The organism is Shewanella sp. MSW (genome assembly GCF_007636515.1).
In the GTDB taxonomy this organism is placed as follows: domain Bacteria; phylum Pseudomonadota; class Gammaproteobacteria; order Enterobacterales; family Shewanellaceae; genus Shewanella; species Shewanella indica.
The window spans coordinates 95,081-110,992 of record NZ_LVDR01000016.1 but is presented as its reverse complement, the minus strand read 5'-3'; the positions used below and the strand labels follow the sequence as shown (position 1 = coordinate 110,992).

General features: G+C 53.9%; 12 protein-coding genes. 1 reads left to right on the top strand and 11 read right to left on the bottom strand.

The window, feature by feature from the left end; genetic code table 11:
- Window positions 1–299 (bottom strand): transposase (locus AYI96_RS16230; RefSeq protein WP_186300080.1); only part of this gene is annotated, 299 nt, incomplete at its 3' end.
- A gap of 51 nt (window positions 300–350) precedes the next feature.
- Window positions 351–2,189, bottom strand: coding sequence for a hypothetical protein (locus AYI96_RS16225; RefSeq protein WP_144361993.1), 1,839 nt, complete (start codon window positions 2,187–2,189; stop codon window positions 351–353).
- Between the two features lie 510 nt (window positions 2,190–2,699).
- On the opposite strand from AYI96_RS16225, the gene AYI96_RS20360 reads away from it, so the two are divergent.
- Complete coding sequence (locus AYI96_RS20360) at window positions 2,700–2,852, top strand: hypothetical protein (protein WP_162206889.1); 153 nt, start codon at window positions 2,700–2,702, stop codon at window positions 2,850–2,852.
- 113 nt (window positions 2,853–2,965) lie between these two features.
- On the opposite strand, the gene tldD is transcribed toward AYI96_RS20360, so the two are convergent.
- From tldD to AYI96_RS16180, 9 genes are all read right to left on the bottom strand, one after another.
- Window positions 2,966–4,414, bottom strand: coding sequence for a metalloprotease TldD (tldD, locus tag AYI96_RS16220; RefSeq protein ID WP_071475647.1), 1,449 nt, complete (start codon window positions 4,412–4,414; stop codon window positions 2,966–2,968).
- Between the two features lie 36 nt (window positions 4,415–4,450).
- Window positions 4,451–5,296, bottom strand: coding sequence for a carbon-nitrogen hydrolase family protein (locus tag AYI96_RS16215; protein ID WP_028781337.1), 846 nt, complete (start codon window positions 5,294–5,296; stop codon window positions 4,451–4,453).
- A complete protein-coding gene (locus tag AYI96_RS16210) occupies window positions 5,220–9,518 on the bottom strand; it encodes a YhdP family protein (RefSeq protein ID WP_144361992.1) in 4,299 nt (1,432 codons plus the stop codon). The genes AYI96_RS16215 and AYI96_RS16210 overlap by 77 nt, the downstream gene beginning before the upstream one ends.
- Window positions 9,518–10,984 carry a ribonuclease G gene (gene rng, locus AYI96_RS16205; RefSeq protein ID WP_052248058.1) on the bottom strand — a complete coding sequence of 489 codons (1,467 nt, stop codon included), beginning with the start codon at window positions 10,982–10,984 and terminating at the stop codon, window positions 9,518–9,520. Before rng ends, AYI96_RS16210 begins: the two co-directional genes overlap by 1 nt.
- A gap of 131 nt (window positions 10,985–11,115) precedes the next feature.
- Window positions 11,116–11,781 (bottom strand): Maf family protein, encoded by a 666-nt coding sequence (locus AYI96_RS16200; RefSeq protein ID WP_144361991.1) that lies wholly within the window; start codon window positions 11,779–11,781, stop codon window positions 11,116–11,118.
- A 1-nt stretch (window position 11,782) separates the two neighbouring features.
- Window positions 11,783–12,271: a rod shape-determining protein MreD gene (gene mreD / locus AYI96_RS16195; protein ID WP_039034091.1), complete on the bottom strand. Its 489-nt coding sequence runs from the start codon at window positions 12,269–12,271 to the stop codon at window positions 11,783–11,785.
- The gene (mreC, locus tag AYI96_RS16190; protein WP_039034090.1) at window positions 12,268–13,146 is read right to left on the bottom strand and encodes a rod shape-determining protein MreC; all 879 of its coding nucleotides are present in this window, start codon (window positions 13,144–13,146) and stop codon (window positions 12,268–12,270) included. The genes mreD and mreC overlap by 4 nt, the downstream gene beginning before the upstream one ends.
- A gap of 42 nt (window positions 13,147–13,188) precedes the next feature.
- Window positions 13,189–14,238 (bottom strand): rod shape-determining protein, encoded by a 1,050-nt coding sequence (locus AYI96_RS16185; protein WP_025011854.1) that lies wholly within the window; start codon window positions 14,236–14,238, stop codon window positions 13,189–13,191.
- Between the two features lie 208 nt (window positions 14,239–14,446).
- On the bottom strand, window positions 14,447–15,889 hold the full coding sequence (locus AYI96_RS16180; protein ID WP_144361990.1) for an inorganic phosphate transporter: 1,443 nt from the start codon (window positions 15,887–15,889) through the stop codon (window positions 14,447–14,449).
- Window positions 15,890–15,912 lie beyond the last annotated feature (23 nt).

Here is a 15,912-nt window from a genome sequence, read left to right as displayed (position 1 = left end):
ATCTCATCGGTCAGGTATGTCTGGTTCTTTTTTACAACCTGAGGCTCGAAGGTGCCATCTCGGTCACGCGGAGTATGCAGCTCAAAGCTACCGGTAGCGGTCTTCAGTGTCTTACTGGTCTTGCCATTTCTGCGATTACCAGGCTGCTTATCTTCAAGATGTTGGTCGAGCTCAACATTGAGGGCCGCTTCAGTAAGCTGTTTAATGAGTGGTGTGAGAATACCATCTTTGCCGGTCAGGTCTTTACCTGCACGCAGAGCTTCAATGGCGGCTTCCATGTCAAATGTAGGTTTGGTCATTTGAATATCCTTTTGGGTGTATATTACTCAAATGACACAGATTTATGAACACTACCCCGTATTATGGTGATATAAATTTTTGTAATACAAAGTATCACCTTGTGAAGATGAATGCTCTTTCATTATCAAAGGAGCTTCATAGGTATTAAACGATACAGTCTCAGTCAAATAGTTTGTTGTGGTAGAACTTTCTCTTTGTTTGTTAATAATTTTCTTTTCCAATACTCTTTGAGAAGAAGTGTAATCGTTGTAAACATTGCTTTTTCCTCGATATTTACCTTTTTGCTTGGTATATTCTCGATGCGAGATTAACTCGCCAGAAGCACTTACAATTCTTTCAAACAGTAAACTCTGCTCACTCCAGTCGAAACGTCTTGAAAAATACATTTCTTGCTTATCACCTATTGGTGATTTTATAGTCGTGCGCTTAAGATCTCCTATATCAACGGATGGAAAGTCTGCCGCATCAAGGCCATAAATGGCATGTTTTTCCTCTCCTTGGAAGGCCCCTATGTTACGGGAGTATGAGTAATCCCATGTTAGAGTTTTTCCTTCTAGGTCAATTAACTGTTTTTGAGTGAGGGAAAACATGGCGCTACATTTTGGTATATAATAACCAACCATATTTTGAGGCCATCTATTGGGGTTGGGTCTGGGAATTTTGGGGACTTCGGTTCGGCCATGATAAGTTTCTGATAGTACAAATTTGCCTTTCATCCCATCAGGGTGAATCATTTCAATAAAAGGACCGGAATATACAGCCGGACAAAAACTGGTCATGGGTGCCTGTGTATGTTCCCCCATAACTCTGGGGTTCCAAAAGTTATTACCTGGTTGGTTTGCCGTCTTTTCATGCTTGAATAGCCAAAATTTTCCATCAGGCTGAGTCACTTTATTGAGAGTTGCTATTCCGTTAAGATCATAAGCGTAGTTATAAGTTTTTCCTGCATGGCTTGCACTTGAAATATATCCCAAAGAGTTATAGCCAAAGCTTATTTTTCGACCATCATTAGCCTCGATGGTTGTTATTTTACCTCCATTGTATGAGTACTTTACCCAATTCCCACTTCTATCTTCTATTTTACTCACCAACATAAAAATAGTGAACTTGTTTACTAAAACACCAGGGGAAGAAGTTGAATCTGGTAAAGTTGGTGGCGGACAAGGATTATATATTCCACAAGGTTGAGAAGGAGTACTGGGATGATACTCCATTTCTTTAATGCTTTTAACTCTTTTTTCTACGTCGAAATAGTAAATAATACCACTATCATCTACAACCTTAAATCCTTCATGTCCATTTGGAGTATTATAACAAGAGATAGAATAGTCATTTGCAGTGATTTTTTTACCATTTGAGTCAAGTAGAATTTTCTGTGAGCCTTTTCCTGGGATAGATATTGAATCCCCACCCCAATAATCTCTTTCTCTAACATGAGCAGTTCCAGCTCCACTTGTGATGGTAAATCCATTGCCACTCAGATCAGAAGAACAAGCGGTTCCCCTTAACCAACCATTGAATTGGCGGGTAGCAGAGCCACTAGTCTCGGGTGTTTTACCTTTTTCCGAAACAAAGGACGATCTAATATGAGGTACTTGTAAGCTCCAAGATGCAAATTCCCTAGAGTCTGAAAACCAACTATCGGGCCCGGATAATACCCTTACTAATTGCACAGGAAGTTTACTATTACCAGGAATGTTAATGTCTGTTTGGGTAAAGCTAATTCCTCCCATAGCGGGATCGAATTGATCTCCCAATAACCCAGTCGTATGGGAAGCCAAGTTAGGCTCTATATTGAAAGTATCGATGAGATCTATACCCACTCTATCGGCATAAGGTGACACCGCTGTTGAGGCTTGGATCTCACATGCATAAAAATTGATACTCATGGTGAGAAATACCAAGAATGACGTCCTTTTCATAACAACTCCACTTCCATTGAATCATTAATATTTGCAACCTTACTTAATAGGTATCAAAAAAGCTACCATCCTGCAAATCATTTGATTACATTTTGTTTTGCACTTGCAACTTAAAAGTAAATCAAGCTCTATGTAACGTACATTATGTGGTTTTGTTTGCTATATCCGTACCGTACTCTGTATGGGGTGCTTGTGGTAAAACAAGCTGTTATAAACCCATCCATAGGCGCTCGACGAAAACATCTGACTTACAGGGACGCAGGAAATACAAAATCTGTCAGGAACAAAATTAGACCCTGTTTTCGACGGTCACAGTTCCACCTGTGCCTGGAATTAAGCGTATATCTGCAGATCTCTCAAATGTTTCACAAGCTACTCAGTGCCAAAAGAACTGCCCTGTCACCCTCAATATCGCCGAGATCCATTAACGCAAATAACATGGCCAGCGGTGAGTGGGCTTATGGGCGTGAGCCAAGGATGGCGAGCAGACCTTATCCATGGATGAATTTGGATGCCAAAAGCAACGCCAGTCGAATCCAGAGCGAGTATCACCTCGCGGACGAGCTAGCGTGTGTGAAACAGGATGTTGAGCTGGCTCAGAGTCACATAGATGTGACTCTGAGCGTCTGAAGCGATAGTTATTTGCACCATTAGGCCGCCACAGCGGCTATCAACTTCGCCCAAGAGCAATGCATGAACCAGCGCTAAACTCAGCTGCCGAATCAGGGATTCGACAGCATTTCTCAGGCTGTGCCGCCGACCGTCAGACGGTCCAGTTTAAGCGTTGGCTGCCCAACCCCGACCGGGACACTCTGGCCGTCTTTGCCGCAGACGCCGACGCCTTTGTCGAGTTCAAGATCTGTACCCACCATGGAGATCTGCCCCATGGCTTCCGGGCCGTTGCCTATCAGGGTCGCGCCCTTCACCGGACTGGTGATCTCGCCGTTTTCAATCAGGTAGGCTTCAGAGGCCGAGAACACAAACTTACCCGAGGTGATATCCACCTGACCGCCACCGAAGTTGGGGGCGTAGAGGCCTTTTTTCACCGACTTGATGATATCGGCGGGCGCCGACTCACCGGCCAGCATATAGGTGTTGGTCATCCGCGGCATAGGCAAGTGAGCATATGATTCGCGGCGGCCATTCCCGGTGGGCTTTTGCCCCATCAGGCGGGCATTGAGCTTGTCCTGCATATAGCCCTTGAGAATGCCGTTCTCAATCAGCACTGTCTTGTGCGCCGGGGTACCTTCATCATCTATGGTCAGCGAGCCACGGCGGTTTTCCAACGTGCCATCGTCCACCACAGTGACCAACTTGGAGGCCACCTGCTGGCCAATCTTACCGCTGAAGGCGCTGCTGCCCTTACGGTTGAAGTCACCTTCCAGACCGTGGCCAACCGCTTCATGCAACAAGACTCCGGGCCAACCTGCGCCCAGAACCACAGGCATTTCACCGGCAGGGGCGTCTATCGCCTTTAGGTTGACCTGCGCCTGACGCACGGCCTCGCGGGCAAAGGCAAAACACATGGGCAAGCCGTCATCAGCGGCAGCCATCAGGGTTTGATAGTGGTGACGACCACCGCCACCGGCGCCGCCCCGTTCACGGCGGCCGTTTTCTTCGAGGATCACCGAGCAGTTGAAGCGGACCAGCGGCCGGATATCCGCCGCCAGAGTACCATCGCTGGCAGCTACCAGTATCTCTTCATGCACCCCGGCCAGGCTGACCACCACTTGAATGATGCGGCTATCCAGGCTGCGGATATAGGCATCCGCTTCCTTGAGCAGGGCAATTTTACGGCCCTCTTCCAGTGCCGCTATCGGATCTTCACTCAGATACAGCGCCTTGGCGCCGCGGCGCTTCCAGGCCTGAGTTTGATAGCTGCCCCCAGTCTGGGCTATGCCTCTGGCGGCATCGGCGGCGGCAGCCAAGGCTTTGGGGGTTATCTCATCGGCGTAGGCGAAACCTGTCTTTTCACCACTGATGGCTCGGACACCGACACCACGCTCAATATGAAAACTGCCTTCCTTGACTATGCCATCTTCCAGCACCCAGGTTTCATGACGGCTGCCCTGAAAATAGAGATCGGAAAAATCCACCTGGTGTTGGTGGATTCGCTCCAGGTAAGTTTGCAGATCGTCGAGGTGCAGTCCCTCTTGCAGTAAACTCTGTCCCACTTGGGTTAAAAATGGCATTGGGTCTCTCTCAATCCGGCCCTGTGGCCTTGTTGGTTATTTCCGCTTGCCGTCGCCCAGTTGCGGCGGCAAAAATCTATTGTGTGTCTCTACGGGCATGGCGCTACGTACCCGCGCTAACTCGGCCTTGTCCAAACGCGCCTGCACCCAGCCTGTGCCTTCGGCCTTCTGCGCCAGAATGCGTCCCCAGGGGTCGACTATCATGCTCTGACCCCAGGTCTCGCGGCTTCCTTGATTATGCTGGCCCCATTGCGCCGCCGCCAGTATAAAACACTGGGTTTCTATCGCCCTGGCTCTGAGCAACACTTCCCAGTGCGCCTCGCCTGTCACCTTGGTAAAGGCCGACGGCAAGGCGATGATCTCGGCGCCTTGCAAACGCAGCGCCCGAAACAGATCCGGGAAACGCAGATCATAACAGATAGCCAGGCCGATGCGGCCAAAAGGGGTATCTACCACGCTTATCCGCTCACCCGGGCAAAAGGTATCGCTCTCGCGGTATTGGCCTGTACCGTCGGTCACTTCCGCGTCAAACAGATGCAGTTTGTCGTAGTCGCCGAGTACCTGCCCCTGATCATTAAACAGATAACAGCGGCTGTAAACCCGGCCATCGCCACTGGCTACCGGAATAGAGCCGGCCAGCAGGAATACCTGAAACTGGGTGGCAAGTTCGGCCAGCTGCCGTTTGAGCGGGCTTTGCCCAGGCTCACCGGCCCAGGCCAACTGCATGCTCTCATGGCCGCCGAACAGCAGGCTGCACTCGGGCAGCACCACGAGTTGGGGTTCATTGTCTTGGCGGGGAAGAGTCTCAAGCTGCGAGACGATAAATTGCAGGTTCTGTTCCGGCTCGCGGCAACTCTGACACTGTAGCAGACTGACTTGCATGTTCGACTCCCTGTTTCACTGGCACTTCTGTCTTGGGTTCTCGCAGCGATTTGAGCGGCAGCGGCGTGACTTTATCGGTTTGAGGCAAAGGTTTTTCAGCCTCAGCGCCACCCTCTTCAACAGCCCTCACTGGGTTACTGTTAAGCGCTTTGGCTTTGTTAAGCGCTTTGGCTTTGTTATCCGCCTTGGTTTGATCTCCTTGGCCTGCATCCGTGGCCGCAGGCTCATCGTCCTGTACTTGAGTCTGGTCTTTCTCAGGCGCCGACTTGGGTTGCCGTGGCAATACAGACTCAGGGATCTCTATCTCTTTGCTCTTTCGCTCCAACTCTTCCAGCTTGGGGTCTGACATGGTGCCGGTCAAGCGGAAACGTATCTCTGAAATAATCTCAATCACGGGTTCCAGCACCTTGGTCAGGGCAAAAGCCCCCAGGCCCATGGTCCAGGCGCTGGTACTGAGCAGTACAACAGTCGGCACGCTGGAGGCCAGTTGCGGCACAAAGCGAATATCATAGTTGAGGCTCTCGGTAACCAGATCGGTATAGCCGCGCACCTTCATGTTACCGGCAATGGCGTCCATCTCGGTATTGGTGGTCTTGAGCACCCCGTTCTCCAGGGTCAGATCGCCGCCAAAGGAGTTGTAATACAGGCCCTTGCCAAACACATCGGTAAAGTCCAGTGACAACTTGCGTAAAAGCGAGTCCAGACTAAAGAGAGAGAAGATCCGCGCCCCCTTGTCACTGAGCTGTTCGATATGCCCCTTGCCGAGATCGAACCTCACTTTACCGCTGAGACTCTCCAGATTGAATTCCGATGGCGCCCCCTGCCAATTGAGTTCGGCCTTGACCTCCAGCGGCGAATCTTTCACGCCGGGATCCAGTCCCAAGCGAGTAGCCAACAGATCAAATTTATCTCCCTTGAGATTGAGTTCGACCTGGGTCCGGTTGTTACCGTCACGGCTCAGCCATTCCCCCTTGCCCTGCAAACTGGCATCGTCGCTGCTGAGCGCCAGAGTCTGGATCTGATAGCCCGTCGCCGACGGGTTGGCCTGCAACAACAAACGCCCCAGCGCCATATCCTGATAGCGGAAATCATCCACCTCCACCGCCAGCGGCGGCAGGTCACTGTCCTGAGGCAGATTGGTTTCAGGCTCGGGCTCGGATTGCGCTTTGGACTCAGGCTCAGCCGTTATCGGATTCAGGTACAGGCGCGAGGCCACCAGCTTCAATCCTTGACTGTACCAATCCGGGTAGATCTCTACCCGACCGGCAAACTCCGGCGACAGTCCCTCTATCTGCCAGGCATGCTCTCCGGGGCGGGCACTGAGTTGCAACTCGGTAAAGCGCTGCCCCAGCAGCTCGAGCTGTTTCACTCTGGCCTCTATCCCCTTGAGCGGCGGGAAAAAAGCTTTATCTGCTGCAATGCTTGTAGCACCGGCCGTACTCTCGGTTTGAGTCGCGGCTTGAACTGGGTTTTGGCTCTCGGCAGCAGCCTTTTCGTCATGGTTGCCACTGCCGACAAAGGCATTGATCAACGGCTGCCACTGGGCAAAATCCACCTCATCCAGGGCCAGCCGTAAGTGACCATCCTGTTTTTGCAACTGATCACCGCTGCGATAGAGGCGCCCCAGCAGCAGGTCATAGTGTTTCAGACCCTTGCCGGAATCGGCATCAAAGCCACCCCAGAATTCGGCCTTATCCCCCAGACGCACGCCCAGGGAGCTGGTCTTGTTGTCACCAAGCAGCTCGGCCTTGAGCGTCAGCGCCTGCCCGGGCGCCTTTTGATAAGGCGGCGGCAGCAGCAACTCCGTCTGCTTGAGATCGGCATTGACATTGGCTTGAATTCGATAGCCTATCTCATCAAAGATCAGCTTCAAATTCCCCTGCCAATCCAACGCGCCCTGATAAAAATCGCTGAGAGGGTTGTCCAGCTCGGACGGCAAGTTGGCGAGGTTCCACTGGCCCTTGAGCCTGGCATTGAGCCCCATATTCTGGTTAACCTTGCCGGTATCAAAACCAAACTGCAACGGCTGGCCAAACAGGCTGGCACTCAAGCCTTCGCCCTTGACCACCTCATTATGAAAACTCACCTTGCCGTTGACTTTATCCAGCAGCACCCCGGGCTCACGAATATAAATCGGCACCCCGGCGAACTGGACATCACCGAGGATCTGCGCCTCTTCACCGTCATAGAGCGGAATACTGAGATCCAGCTTACCGCTGACAGGCCCCTGAACCTGCACCACATCCAGGGTGATACCGACACTGTCTTTAAGCGGCGAGCGCTGCAACACCTCGGTGGCATCCTGCCCTTGAGTCGCCAGTTGCGCCTCAACCCGCAGCAGACTCTGGTGATCCATCTTGGGGATATAGACATGGGCGCCATCGGCCGCCACATTCAACAGCTTGCCCTTGTTGACCCAGAGATCCATCCGGGCATTTTCAAATAGCGCCTTGAGACTCAAGTCGGTCACCGCCGGCCAATCCGGCTGGAAGGCATATTCGGCGTGGGTCAGATTGAACCCTGCCTGAAACACCCCGGAATGATCCTGATAAGGAAATCCGGCCAACTCACCGTGCCAGACCACGGCGGCATCATCGCTGCGACCGGCCTTGATGGCGCCTTCCAGATAATCGGCCAGTGACTCACCCATGGCATGGCGCGGGAAATAACGCCCGGCATTGGCGGCGTTGAGCAGTTTGACCCGGGAAGACAGCGCCAGGTGTGGCTTGTCGGCCAGCAGCAAACGCATAGAGGCGTCCAGGCTGATGTCGTCATTGCCCAGATGCAGTGCCGGCACCATCAGCGCCTGACTATCGAGCGAGAAGCCCAGCTCAAAGGCATCGGCGCGAAAACTGAGCGGCGCCTTGAAACCGTCGCCAAAGTCCAGTTTATAGTCCTGGGTAGGCAGTGTTGCGCTGAGGAAGTTGTTCCGCCAACCCAGGGAGAGATCGATTGGCGTGCTGCCAGGGATGGACTCGGAAGGCTGCCAGCTGACCCGCTCCAGCGTCACTTTGGCCTGCAGTTCACCGTCCTTGGGCCGATAGATAGCCAAAGGCCCGAGCTTACCCTGAGGCTTGAGTTGCTGCCAGCTATAAAGGCCGTCCAAAGGCATGCCGGGAATCAGCGGCAACAGAGGTAACAGACTATCAAATTGCAGTTCATTGAGTTTGCCATAAAGTTCCCCGGCGGTTTCCATGGCATGGAACTCCAGCTTGGGCCAAGGCTTGTCATTGGTTGCCAGTTTGAGCTCACTGCTGTCCAGGCGCCAGCCGTCGGCTATGGGCTGCCAGGCAATCACACCGCCATCTATGGCAAATTTTTGTGGCTCGTCTCTGAGCGACCAGCGCAGCCAGCTGGGCAACAGCTTGATCACCCCGGATTCCAGGCCGCGGTTGGCAAAGCCTACCCAGGCCTCCAGGTTGACCACCCCCTCCAGCGGCAACTTGGCCTGGGGGTTATAAGGATTGGGTTGGCGTGAGGCCCACTTGCCAAGATCCAGCGACTGCGCCTGCAGATAGGCCTGGCCCTTGATACTATCTGGCTTGTAGCCATCGCCTTTGAGATCCAGCCTTAGAGTGAGTTGTTCGGTCGCCGTTGCCAGCTCATCCAGATAGAGGGCGCCGCGGCCCTGGTGCAACTTGCCGCTATTGCGCCAACTGAGGTCCCGCAGATGAATGGGGCGATAATCATGGCTGCTGGACAACAGCTGCACACTGGCATCGCGAATAGAGAAACGGTCCAACTGTTCCAGCAGCAAGGCATAGAGCCAGTCGATATTGGTGGCAGGGGCAGATTTACTTTCAGCATCAAGAGTCGCGGTCGATTTCTGCCCCAGATGATCCAGATCCAGCGCCAGTTGCACCCCGTCGAAGATCACATCCTCCACTTGCGGGCCGGCGGTCATCAGGCTCTGCCAGAAATCCAGCTTAACATCGACCTTGTCGACCATGAGTGTCACCGGCAAACGCTCCTGCGGCGGCAACACCAAGCCCTCAACCGTCAACGCCGGGCCGAAAGCCTGCCAACGGGCAGCCAGGCTGCCTATCTTGACCTCGACGCCATATTCGCGCTCAACATAGTCGGCCAGTTGCTGCTTGGCTTCATCCAGTTGCGGCAATAGCCCACGGATGAGGCTCACCATCAAGGCAAACAGCACCAAGGTCACGGCCAAGGTGCGCCAGCAATAGCGGCCGAGGGTTCGAGGGCAAAAAGACAGCCGCACTAGACCATCACCACATCATATTTACTCTGCACATACATGGGCTCGCAGTGAATGCGAATACGCTTGCCGATATAGACTTCGAGTTCAGCCACCAGGTGGTTCTCGTCATCGGACAGGCAGGCGTGTACCGCTGGGGCACAGTAAATCAGGAATTCATCGGCATCGTAGGTGCGGTTGAGACGGATGATCTCGCGGAAGATCTCAAAGGAAACGGTATCCACTGTTTTCATCGAGCCGGTACCACGGCAGGCAGGACACTCGCCACAAAGCACATGCTCCAGGCTCTCGCGGGTGCGCTTGCGGGTCATTTCTACCAGGCCGAGGCCGGAAAAACCAGAGATATTGGTCTTGACCCTATCATTGGCCAACGCCGTGGCCAGGCTGTTGAGCACCCTTTGCTTGTGCTCATCCTGCAACATATCGATAAAGTCGATAATAATGATGCCGCCCAGATTGCGCAGCCGCAGCTGACGGGCAATCGCCTGGGTCGCTTCCAGGTTGGTGTTGAATATGGTTTCTTCGAGGTTACGGTGGCCGACAAAGGCCCCTGTGTTAATGTCCACAGTGGTCATGGCTTCTGTCTGGTCGATGATCAAATAGCCGCCGGACTTGAGCTCCACCTTACGCTCCAGCGCCCGCTGAATCTCATTCTCCACATCGTAGAGATCGAAAATCGGCGCCGGGCCACTGTAGTGTTCTATCTTATCGGCAATGTCCGGCATGAACTCCTGGGCGAAATGCAGCAGCTCCTCGAAGGTGTGGCCCGAGTCCACCTGAATGCGATCGAGCTCGGCACCGACAAAGTCCCTGACAATTCGCACCGGCAAGGCCAAGTCCTGGTACAACAGCGTGGTCTTGGGCCTTTTGCGCCGCTCGCTGACCTTGGCCCACACCCGCCGCAAGAAAGCGGCATCCTGCGCCAGTTCATCCTCACCTATGCCTTCGGCCGCAGTGCGAATGATAAAGCCGCCGTCATCGTCGACAAAAGGCAGGGTAATTTTCTTCAGCCGCGCCCGCTCCTCTTCAGAGTCTATTCGCTGGGAAACCCCCACATGGCTTGAGCCCGGCATAAACACCAGGTAACGGGAAGGCAGGGTTATGTCCGTGGTCAGCCGCGCGCCTTTGGTGCCCAGGGGGTCTTTGACCACCTGCACCATGATGTCCTGGCCTTGACGTACCAGCTCGGCAATATCACGCACCACGAAGTTGCCCTTTTCCACATCGGCAACACACTCTGTGTGCGGCACTATGTCCGAGGCATGCAAAAAGGCCGCCTTTTCCAGGCCGATATCGACGAATGCCGCCTGCATCCCGGGCAAAACCCGACTGATCTTGCCCTTATAGATATTGCCCACCAGGCCGCGCTTCATACGCCGCTCGATATGCACTTCCTGCAGGACACCGTGTTCTACCAATGCGACTCGCGCTTCCGTGGGCGTCACATTGATCAGCAGTTCTGACCCCATCTTCCGCGGAGCCTTGCTATTGACTGTGCGACTGGTATTCACGATTTACCCTTGTTGGATGTTAATTCATTGATTTTATCGACTGGCGGGCGTTAAAGCTGCTAAAAATTCGTCAGTTTGTGTAAGCGAGCTTACAAACACCCGACCTTGTGCAACAGCGCCCGGGTTTCAGCCATGGGCAGGCCCACTACCGCCGAATAACTGCCTTCAATCTTGGCGACAAAGCTGCCACCCAACCCCTGAATGCCATAAGCTCCCGCCTTATCCATGGGCTCGCCCGAAGCAACATAGGCCTGAATATCGGCATCGCTCAAGTCGCAGAAGTACACTTGGGTGACCACCAAAGCCGTCTCAGTGCGCTTGCCATCGGTCAAGGCCACGGCGGTCATCACCTGATGACTGCGGCCACTCAAGCTCTTGAGCATGGCGCAGGCATCGGCCTTGTCCACGGGTTTACCCAAAATTCTGTCGCCCAATACCACTATAGTATCTGAGCCCAGCACTAGAGTATCTGAGCCCAGCACTAGAGTATCTGAGCCCAGCACTAGAGTATCTGAGCCCAGCACTAGAGTATCAGACCCTTGCTGATGTTCAGGGTTCCCGTGCCACAGGGCTAAGCCCGCTGCCGCCTTCTCTTCGGCCAAACGGCTGACAAACTGTTGCGGGGTTTCCCCGGCTTGATGACTCTCATCGATATCGGCGGGCAGGATCTCAAAACCAAAGTTCGGATTTCCCAGCGCCAGCTGCGCCAAAAGCTCGCGGCGTCTGGGGGAGGCTGAGGCCAAAATCAGCGGCATATTAACGTACCTTGTAGTGGCGCCTGATGCGGCGCAGTATCCAGAAAACCCAGGGCCAAATAGCCAGGCTAGACAGGGAAGGCAGGAATAGCTCCAAGGTGAAATGCGCCCCCGAAACCACAAACTGGGCCCAGAAAATAATCAGATGATAGAAGCAGATCAGGCTGGCGATAACCAAAGACTGCTGCCACATGGGGAAGTTACGCAGCTTCTGAAAGTGCAGTACCACCACATAAATCACCAGGGAAATGGCCAGTGCGCGGATACCCAGGGTAGCTCCCAGTAGAATATCCAGCAGCACCCCCAACACCCAGGCGGTGAGAATATTGTATCTGTGGGGCAGTGCCACGGCCCAATAGATCATCACCAGCACCAGCCAATCGGGGCGCCAGGCGCTGAACATTTCCGGTACAGGCATGATCTGCAGCAGCATACCCAGCAGCAGGGTCAGCCATACCGCCAAACGGCCATTGGCATTTTCCAGGCTCATGATTCGGCTCCACTGTTGGCGTCGGTTGCAGCCGGCTCTTGTGACTCGGGCTTGGCGCCGGGATGGTCTTCAGGCCAGATAAGCAGCAGATAACGGATTCGGTCCAGCGCCGCCAGCGGCTGCGCCGTGACCTTGAGGTAACTCTGGCCATCGTCGCGGGAAACCGAAATCACCCGCGCCACCGGATAACCTTCCGGGAAGCGGTTGCCAAGCCCAGAAGTCACCAGCAAATCGCCGACCTTGATGTCAGTACTCTTGGCCACGTGTCTGAGTTCTATCTCATCGAGTTCGCCTATGCCGTTGGCTATCAGGCGCACATCGTTGCGGGTAATGCGCACCGGCAAGCCGTGTTTGGGGTCGGAGAGCAACAACACCCTGGCGGTGAGTTCGCTGACCTGCACCACTTGGCCGACAACCCCCTGGGCATCCACCACCGGCTGACCAACAAACACGCCGTTGCGGCTGCCGTGGTTGATCACCACATAATGATGGAAGGGGTCGCTGGCCACTTCCATCACCTCGGCCACCATTTTGCGCGAGTCCATATGCACCGGCGAGCCCAGCAGTTCACGCAGGCGTTGGTTTTCCTGGCGCAGGTGTTCAAAACGCTGCAGTCTTTCACTCATCAGCAGTTGCTGGCGCAAGAGTTCTTTGTTTTGCTGCTCCAGCATGTCACGGGTCGCCAGACTCTGGGCAGACCAATCCAGCAGCTCACCGGGCACGTTGGCCAGGTACTGTAGAGGGCTCAGTAAGGATGCCAGCGACTGTCTCGCAGGTTCGAGACGATCATTGGCAACCAGCAGGATCACCGACATGACCACTGCCAATGTCAACCTGAACTGATTTGAAATACCGCGAACAAAAATAGGCTTCATAGAAAAGCTAAGGCGGTAAGATACCGCCTGTGCTGGAAAGTATTAGTTTTCTTCTGAGAACAGGTCACCGCCGTGCATATCGATCATCTCCAGTGCTTTACCGCCGCCGCGGGCCACACAGGTAAGCGGATCTTCGGCAACCATTACAGGGATCCCGGTTTCCTGCATCAGCAGACGGTCCAGATCCCGCAGCAAGGCACCACCACCTGTGAGCACCATACCGCGCTCAGAGATGTCGGACGCCAACTCTGGAGGCGACTGCTCCAGTGCTACCATCACGGCACTGACAATGCCCGACAGCGGCTCTTGCAGCGCTTCGAGAATCTCATTGCTGTTCAGGGTAAAGCTTCTCGGTACCCCTTCGGCCAGATTACGGCCGCGCACTTCAATTTCCAGTACTTCATCGCCTGGATAGGCCGTGCCGATTGTGTGCTTGATACGTTCGGCTGTGGCTTCACCAATCAGGCTGCCGTAGTTGCGGCGCACATAGTTGATGATGGCATCATCAAACTTGTCACCACCAATACGCACTGAAGAGGAGTAAACTACGCCGTTGAGCGAGATGATAGCCACTTCAGTGGTACCACCACCGATATCCACTACCATGGAGCCTGTGGCTTCGGAAACCGGCAAGCCGGCCCCTATGGCTGCTGCCATTGGCTCTTCAATCAGGTAAACCTCACGGGCGCCGGCGCCCATCGCTGACTCCTTGATCGCGCGGCGTTCAACCTGAGTGGCACCTACAGGCACACACACGAGTACCCGAGGGCTTGGGCGGAAAAAGCTGTTGTTGTGCACTTGCTTGATAAAGTGCTGCAGCATCTTCTCGGTCACGTAGAAGTCTGCGATAACCCCATCTTTCATTGGGCGGATGGCCTGAATATTGCCGGGGGTACGTCCCAGCATCTGTTTCGCCTCAGTACCGACTGCGGCCACGGATTTCTGCCCAGAGCTGCTTCGTTCGCCACGGATGGCGACCACGGAAGGCTCATTCAATACAATGCCTTCTTCACGAACATAAATGAGAGTGTTAGCTGTACCCAAATCGATCGACAGATCGTTAGAAAAAATGCCACGCAGCTTCTTGAACATGTAACTAGCCTGTATTCTGTGGAGTCAGAAGAAATGAAAATCAGCTAACTTTATCAATGCCTCCGGCATTCCACAAGACTCGCGGGGTTAACATTCGCTAATCCGTGAGGGTTTTTGGCATATATCTGTAAAAGCTGTCGCAATGCGCTGAGATAAAGTTGCCAAAAGCTTGGATCATGCCAATCCCTTGACATGATTTGTGTGCTTATTAAGCAAAAAAGGTTTGCACCAACATAAAGAGCCCGGCCGACAAAACTATGGTCATAGGCAGTGTCAGTACCCAGGTCAACAGAATTTGTTTAATAGTGTTTTTCTGTACTCCGGAGCCATTGGCCACCATGGTGCCGGCCACGGCCGAAGACAGGATATGGGTGGTAGATACCGGCATGCCTGTCATACTGGCGATACCGATAGAACCGGCGGCGGTCAACTGCGCGGCTATCCCCTGACTGTAGGTCATGCCACCGTTACCAATTTTCTCGCCAACCGTGTGCACAATCCGGCGCCAGCCCACCATGGTGCCGCAACCCAAAGCCAGGGCAACGGCCACTATGACCCATAGCGGCGCATATTCGGTAATGGCGTTAAGCTGACCACGCCAATGTTTTAACTGACTGACTTCTGCAGCGGGCAATGGCTGCTTGGCCAATTTGCGGGTGCTGTCATCGATACAAAGGATCAGCTGCCTGGCTTGCCGGCGCTGTTCCTGAGTCAGCTGTTTAACCGTATTCCCTTGCTCAAGGAGCCTATCCAGGCTTTGCATCGAAGCTATGGCCGAGTCCTGACAGCGACTGTCGGCAGCGTGCTCACCCAGATTAGCCACCAGCTGCGGGTTGCGATCATACAGGGCCATGATGCGCCGGTTGGCATCCTGAGCCTTATCCATATCGAAACTCCGGCTGTTCAAGTCCAGGGCAAAATAACCCGGCGCCATGCAGATAAGCACCAACATCACCAGACCTATGCCCTTCTGACCATCGTTGGAGCCATGGGCGAAACTGACCCCCATGGCCGAGGCTATCAAGGTAATCCGGGCCCAGAATGGCGGGTGCTTCTTGCCATTGACCGCCATCTGCTCTGCCGGAGTGCGATGTAGCTTGGGCTTACGCCAGATACGCTTCATCACCAACAGCAAAATCGCCGCCAGAATAAAGCCCAGGGTTGGAGACAAGAGCAAGGAGAGCATGATATCTATCGCCTTGCCGGTATTGACTCCATCCAGCGGCGATTGACCGTTGAGCCAGGCATAGGCACCACCGACCCCCATGATGGAGCCTATCAGAGTGTGGGAGCTGGAGGCGGGAATACCGAAGAACCAGGTACCCAAGTTCCAGACGATGGCCGAGAACAGCAGGGAGAACACCAGCAACAGGCCTTGGGAGGAGTCCATGTCCAGCAAGAGCCCGACCGGCAGCAGATGCACTATGGCGTAAGCCACACCGAGCCCCCCAAGCAACACCCCGGCAAAGTTGAACAGCGCCGAAGTCAATACCGCGCCTCTGGCCGGCATGGCATTGGTATAAATCACAGTGGCTACCGCATTGGCGGTGTCGTGGAAGCCATTGATAAACTCGTATGCCAACACAAAAAGTACAGCCAGGATCAGCCCCAAAGACCAGATCCACCCCAAACCCGCAAGCGCTTCCAACATAATTTAATCAGCCAAATACAGCA

Bases quoted from the DNA above. Each gene is read 5' to 3' on its own strand.
- AYI96_RS16225 (WP_144361993.1), bottom strand. From the start codon at position 2,189: ATGAGTATCAATTTTTATGCATGTGAGATCCAAGCCTCAACAGCGGTG.
- AYI96_RS20360 (WP_162206889.1), top strand. From the start codon at position 2,700: ATGGCGAGCAGACCTTATCCATGGATGAATTTGGATGCCAAAAGCAAC.
- tldD (WP_071475647.1), bottom strand. From the start codon at position 4,414: ATGCCATTTTTAACCCAAGTGGGACAGAGTTTACTGCAAGAGGGACTG.
- AYI96_RS16215 (WP_028781337.1), bottom strand. From the start codon at position 5,296: ATGCAAGTCAGTCTGCTACAGTGTCAGAGTTGCCGCGAGCCGGAACAG.
- rng (WP_052248058.1), bottom strand. From the start codon at position 10,984: ATGGGGTCAGAACTGCTGATCAATGTGACGCCCACGGAAGCGCGAGTC.
- AYI96_RS16200 (WP_144361991.1), bottom strand. From the start codon at position 11,781: ATGCCGCTGATTTTGGCCTCAGCCTCCCCCAGACGCCGCGAGCTTTTG.
- mreD (WP_039034091.1), bottom strand. From the start codon at position 12,271: ATGAGCCTGGAAAATGCCAATGGCCGTTTGGCGGTATGGCTGACCCTG.
- mreC (WP_039034090.1), bottom strand. From the start codon at position 13,146: ATGAAGCCTATTTTTGTTCGCGGTATTTCAAATCAGTTCAGGTTGACA.
- AYI96_RS16185 (WP_025011854.1), bottom strand. From the start codon at position 14,238: ATGTTCAAGAAGCTGCGTGGCATTTTTTCTAACGATCTGTCGATCGAT.
- AYI96_RS16180 (WP_144361990.1), bottom strand. From the start codon at position 15,889: ATGTTGGAAGCGCTTGCGGGTTTGGGGTGGATCTGGTCTTTGGGGCTG.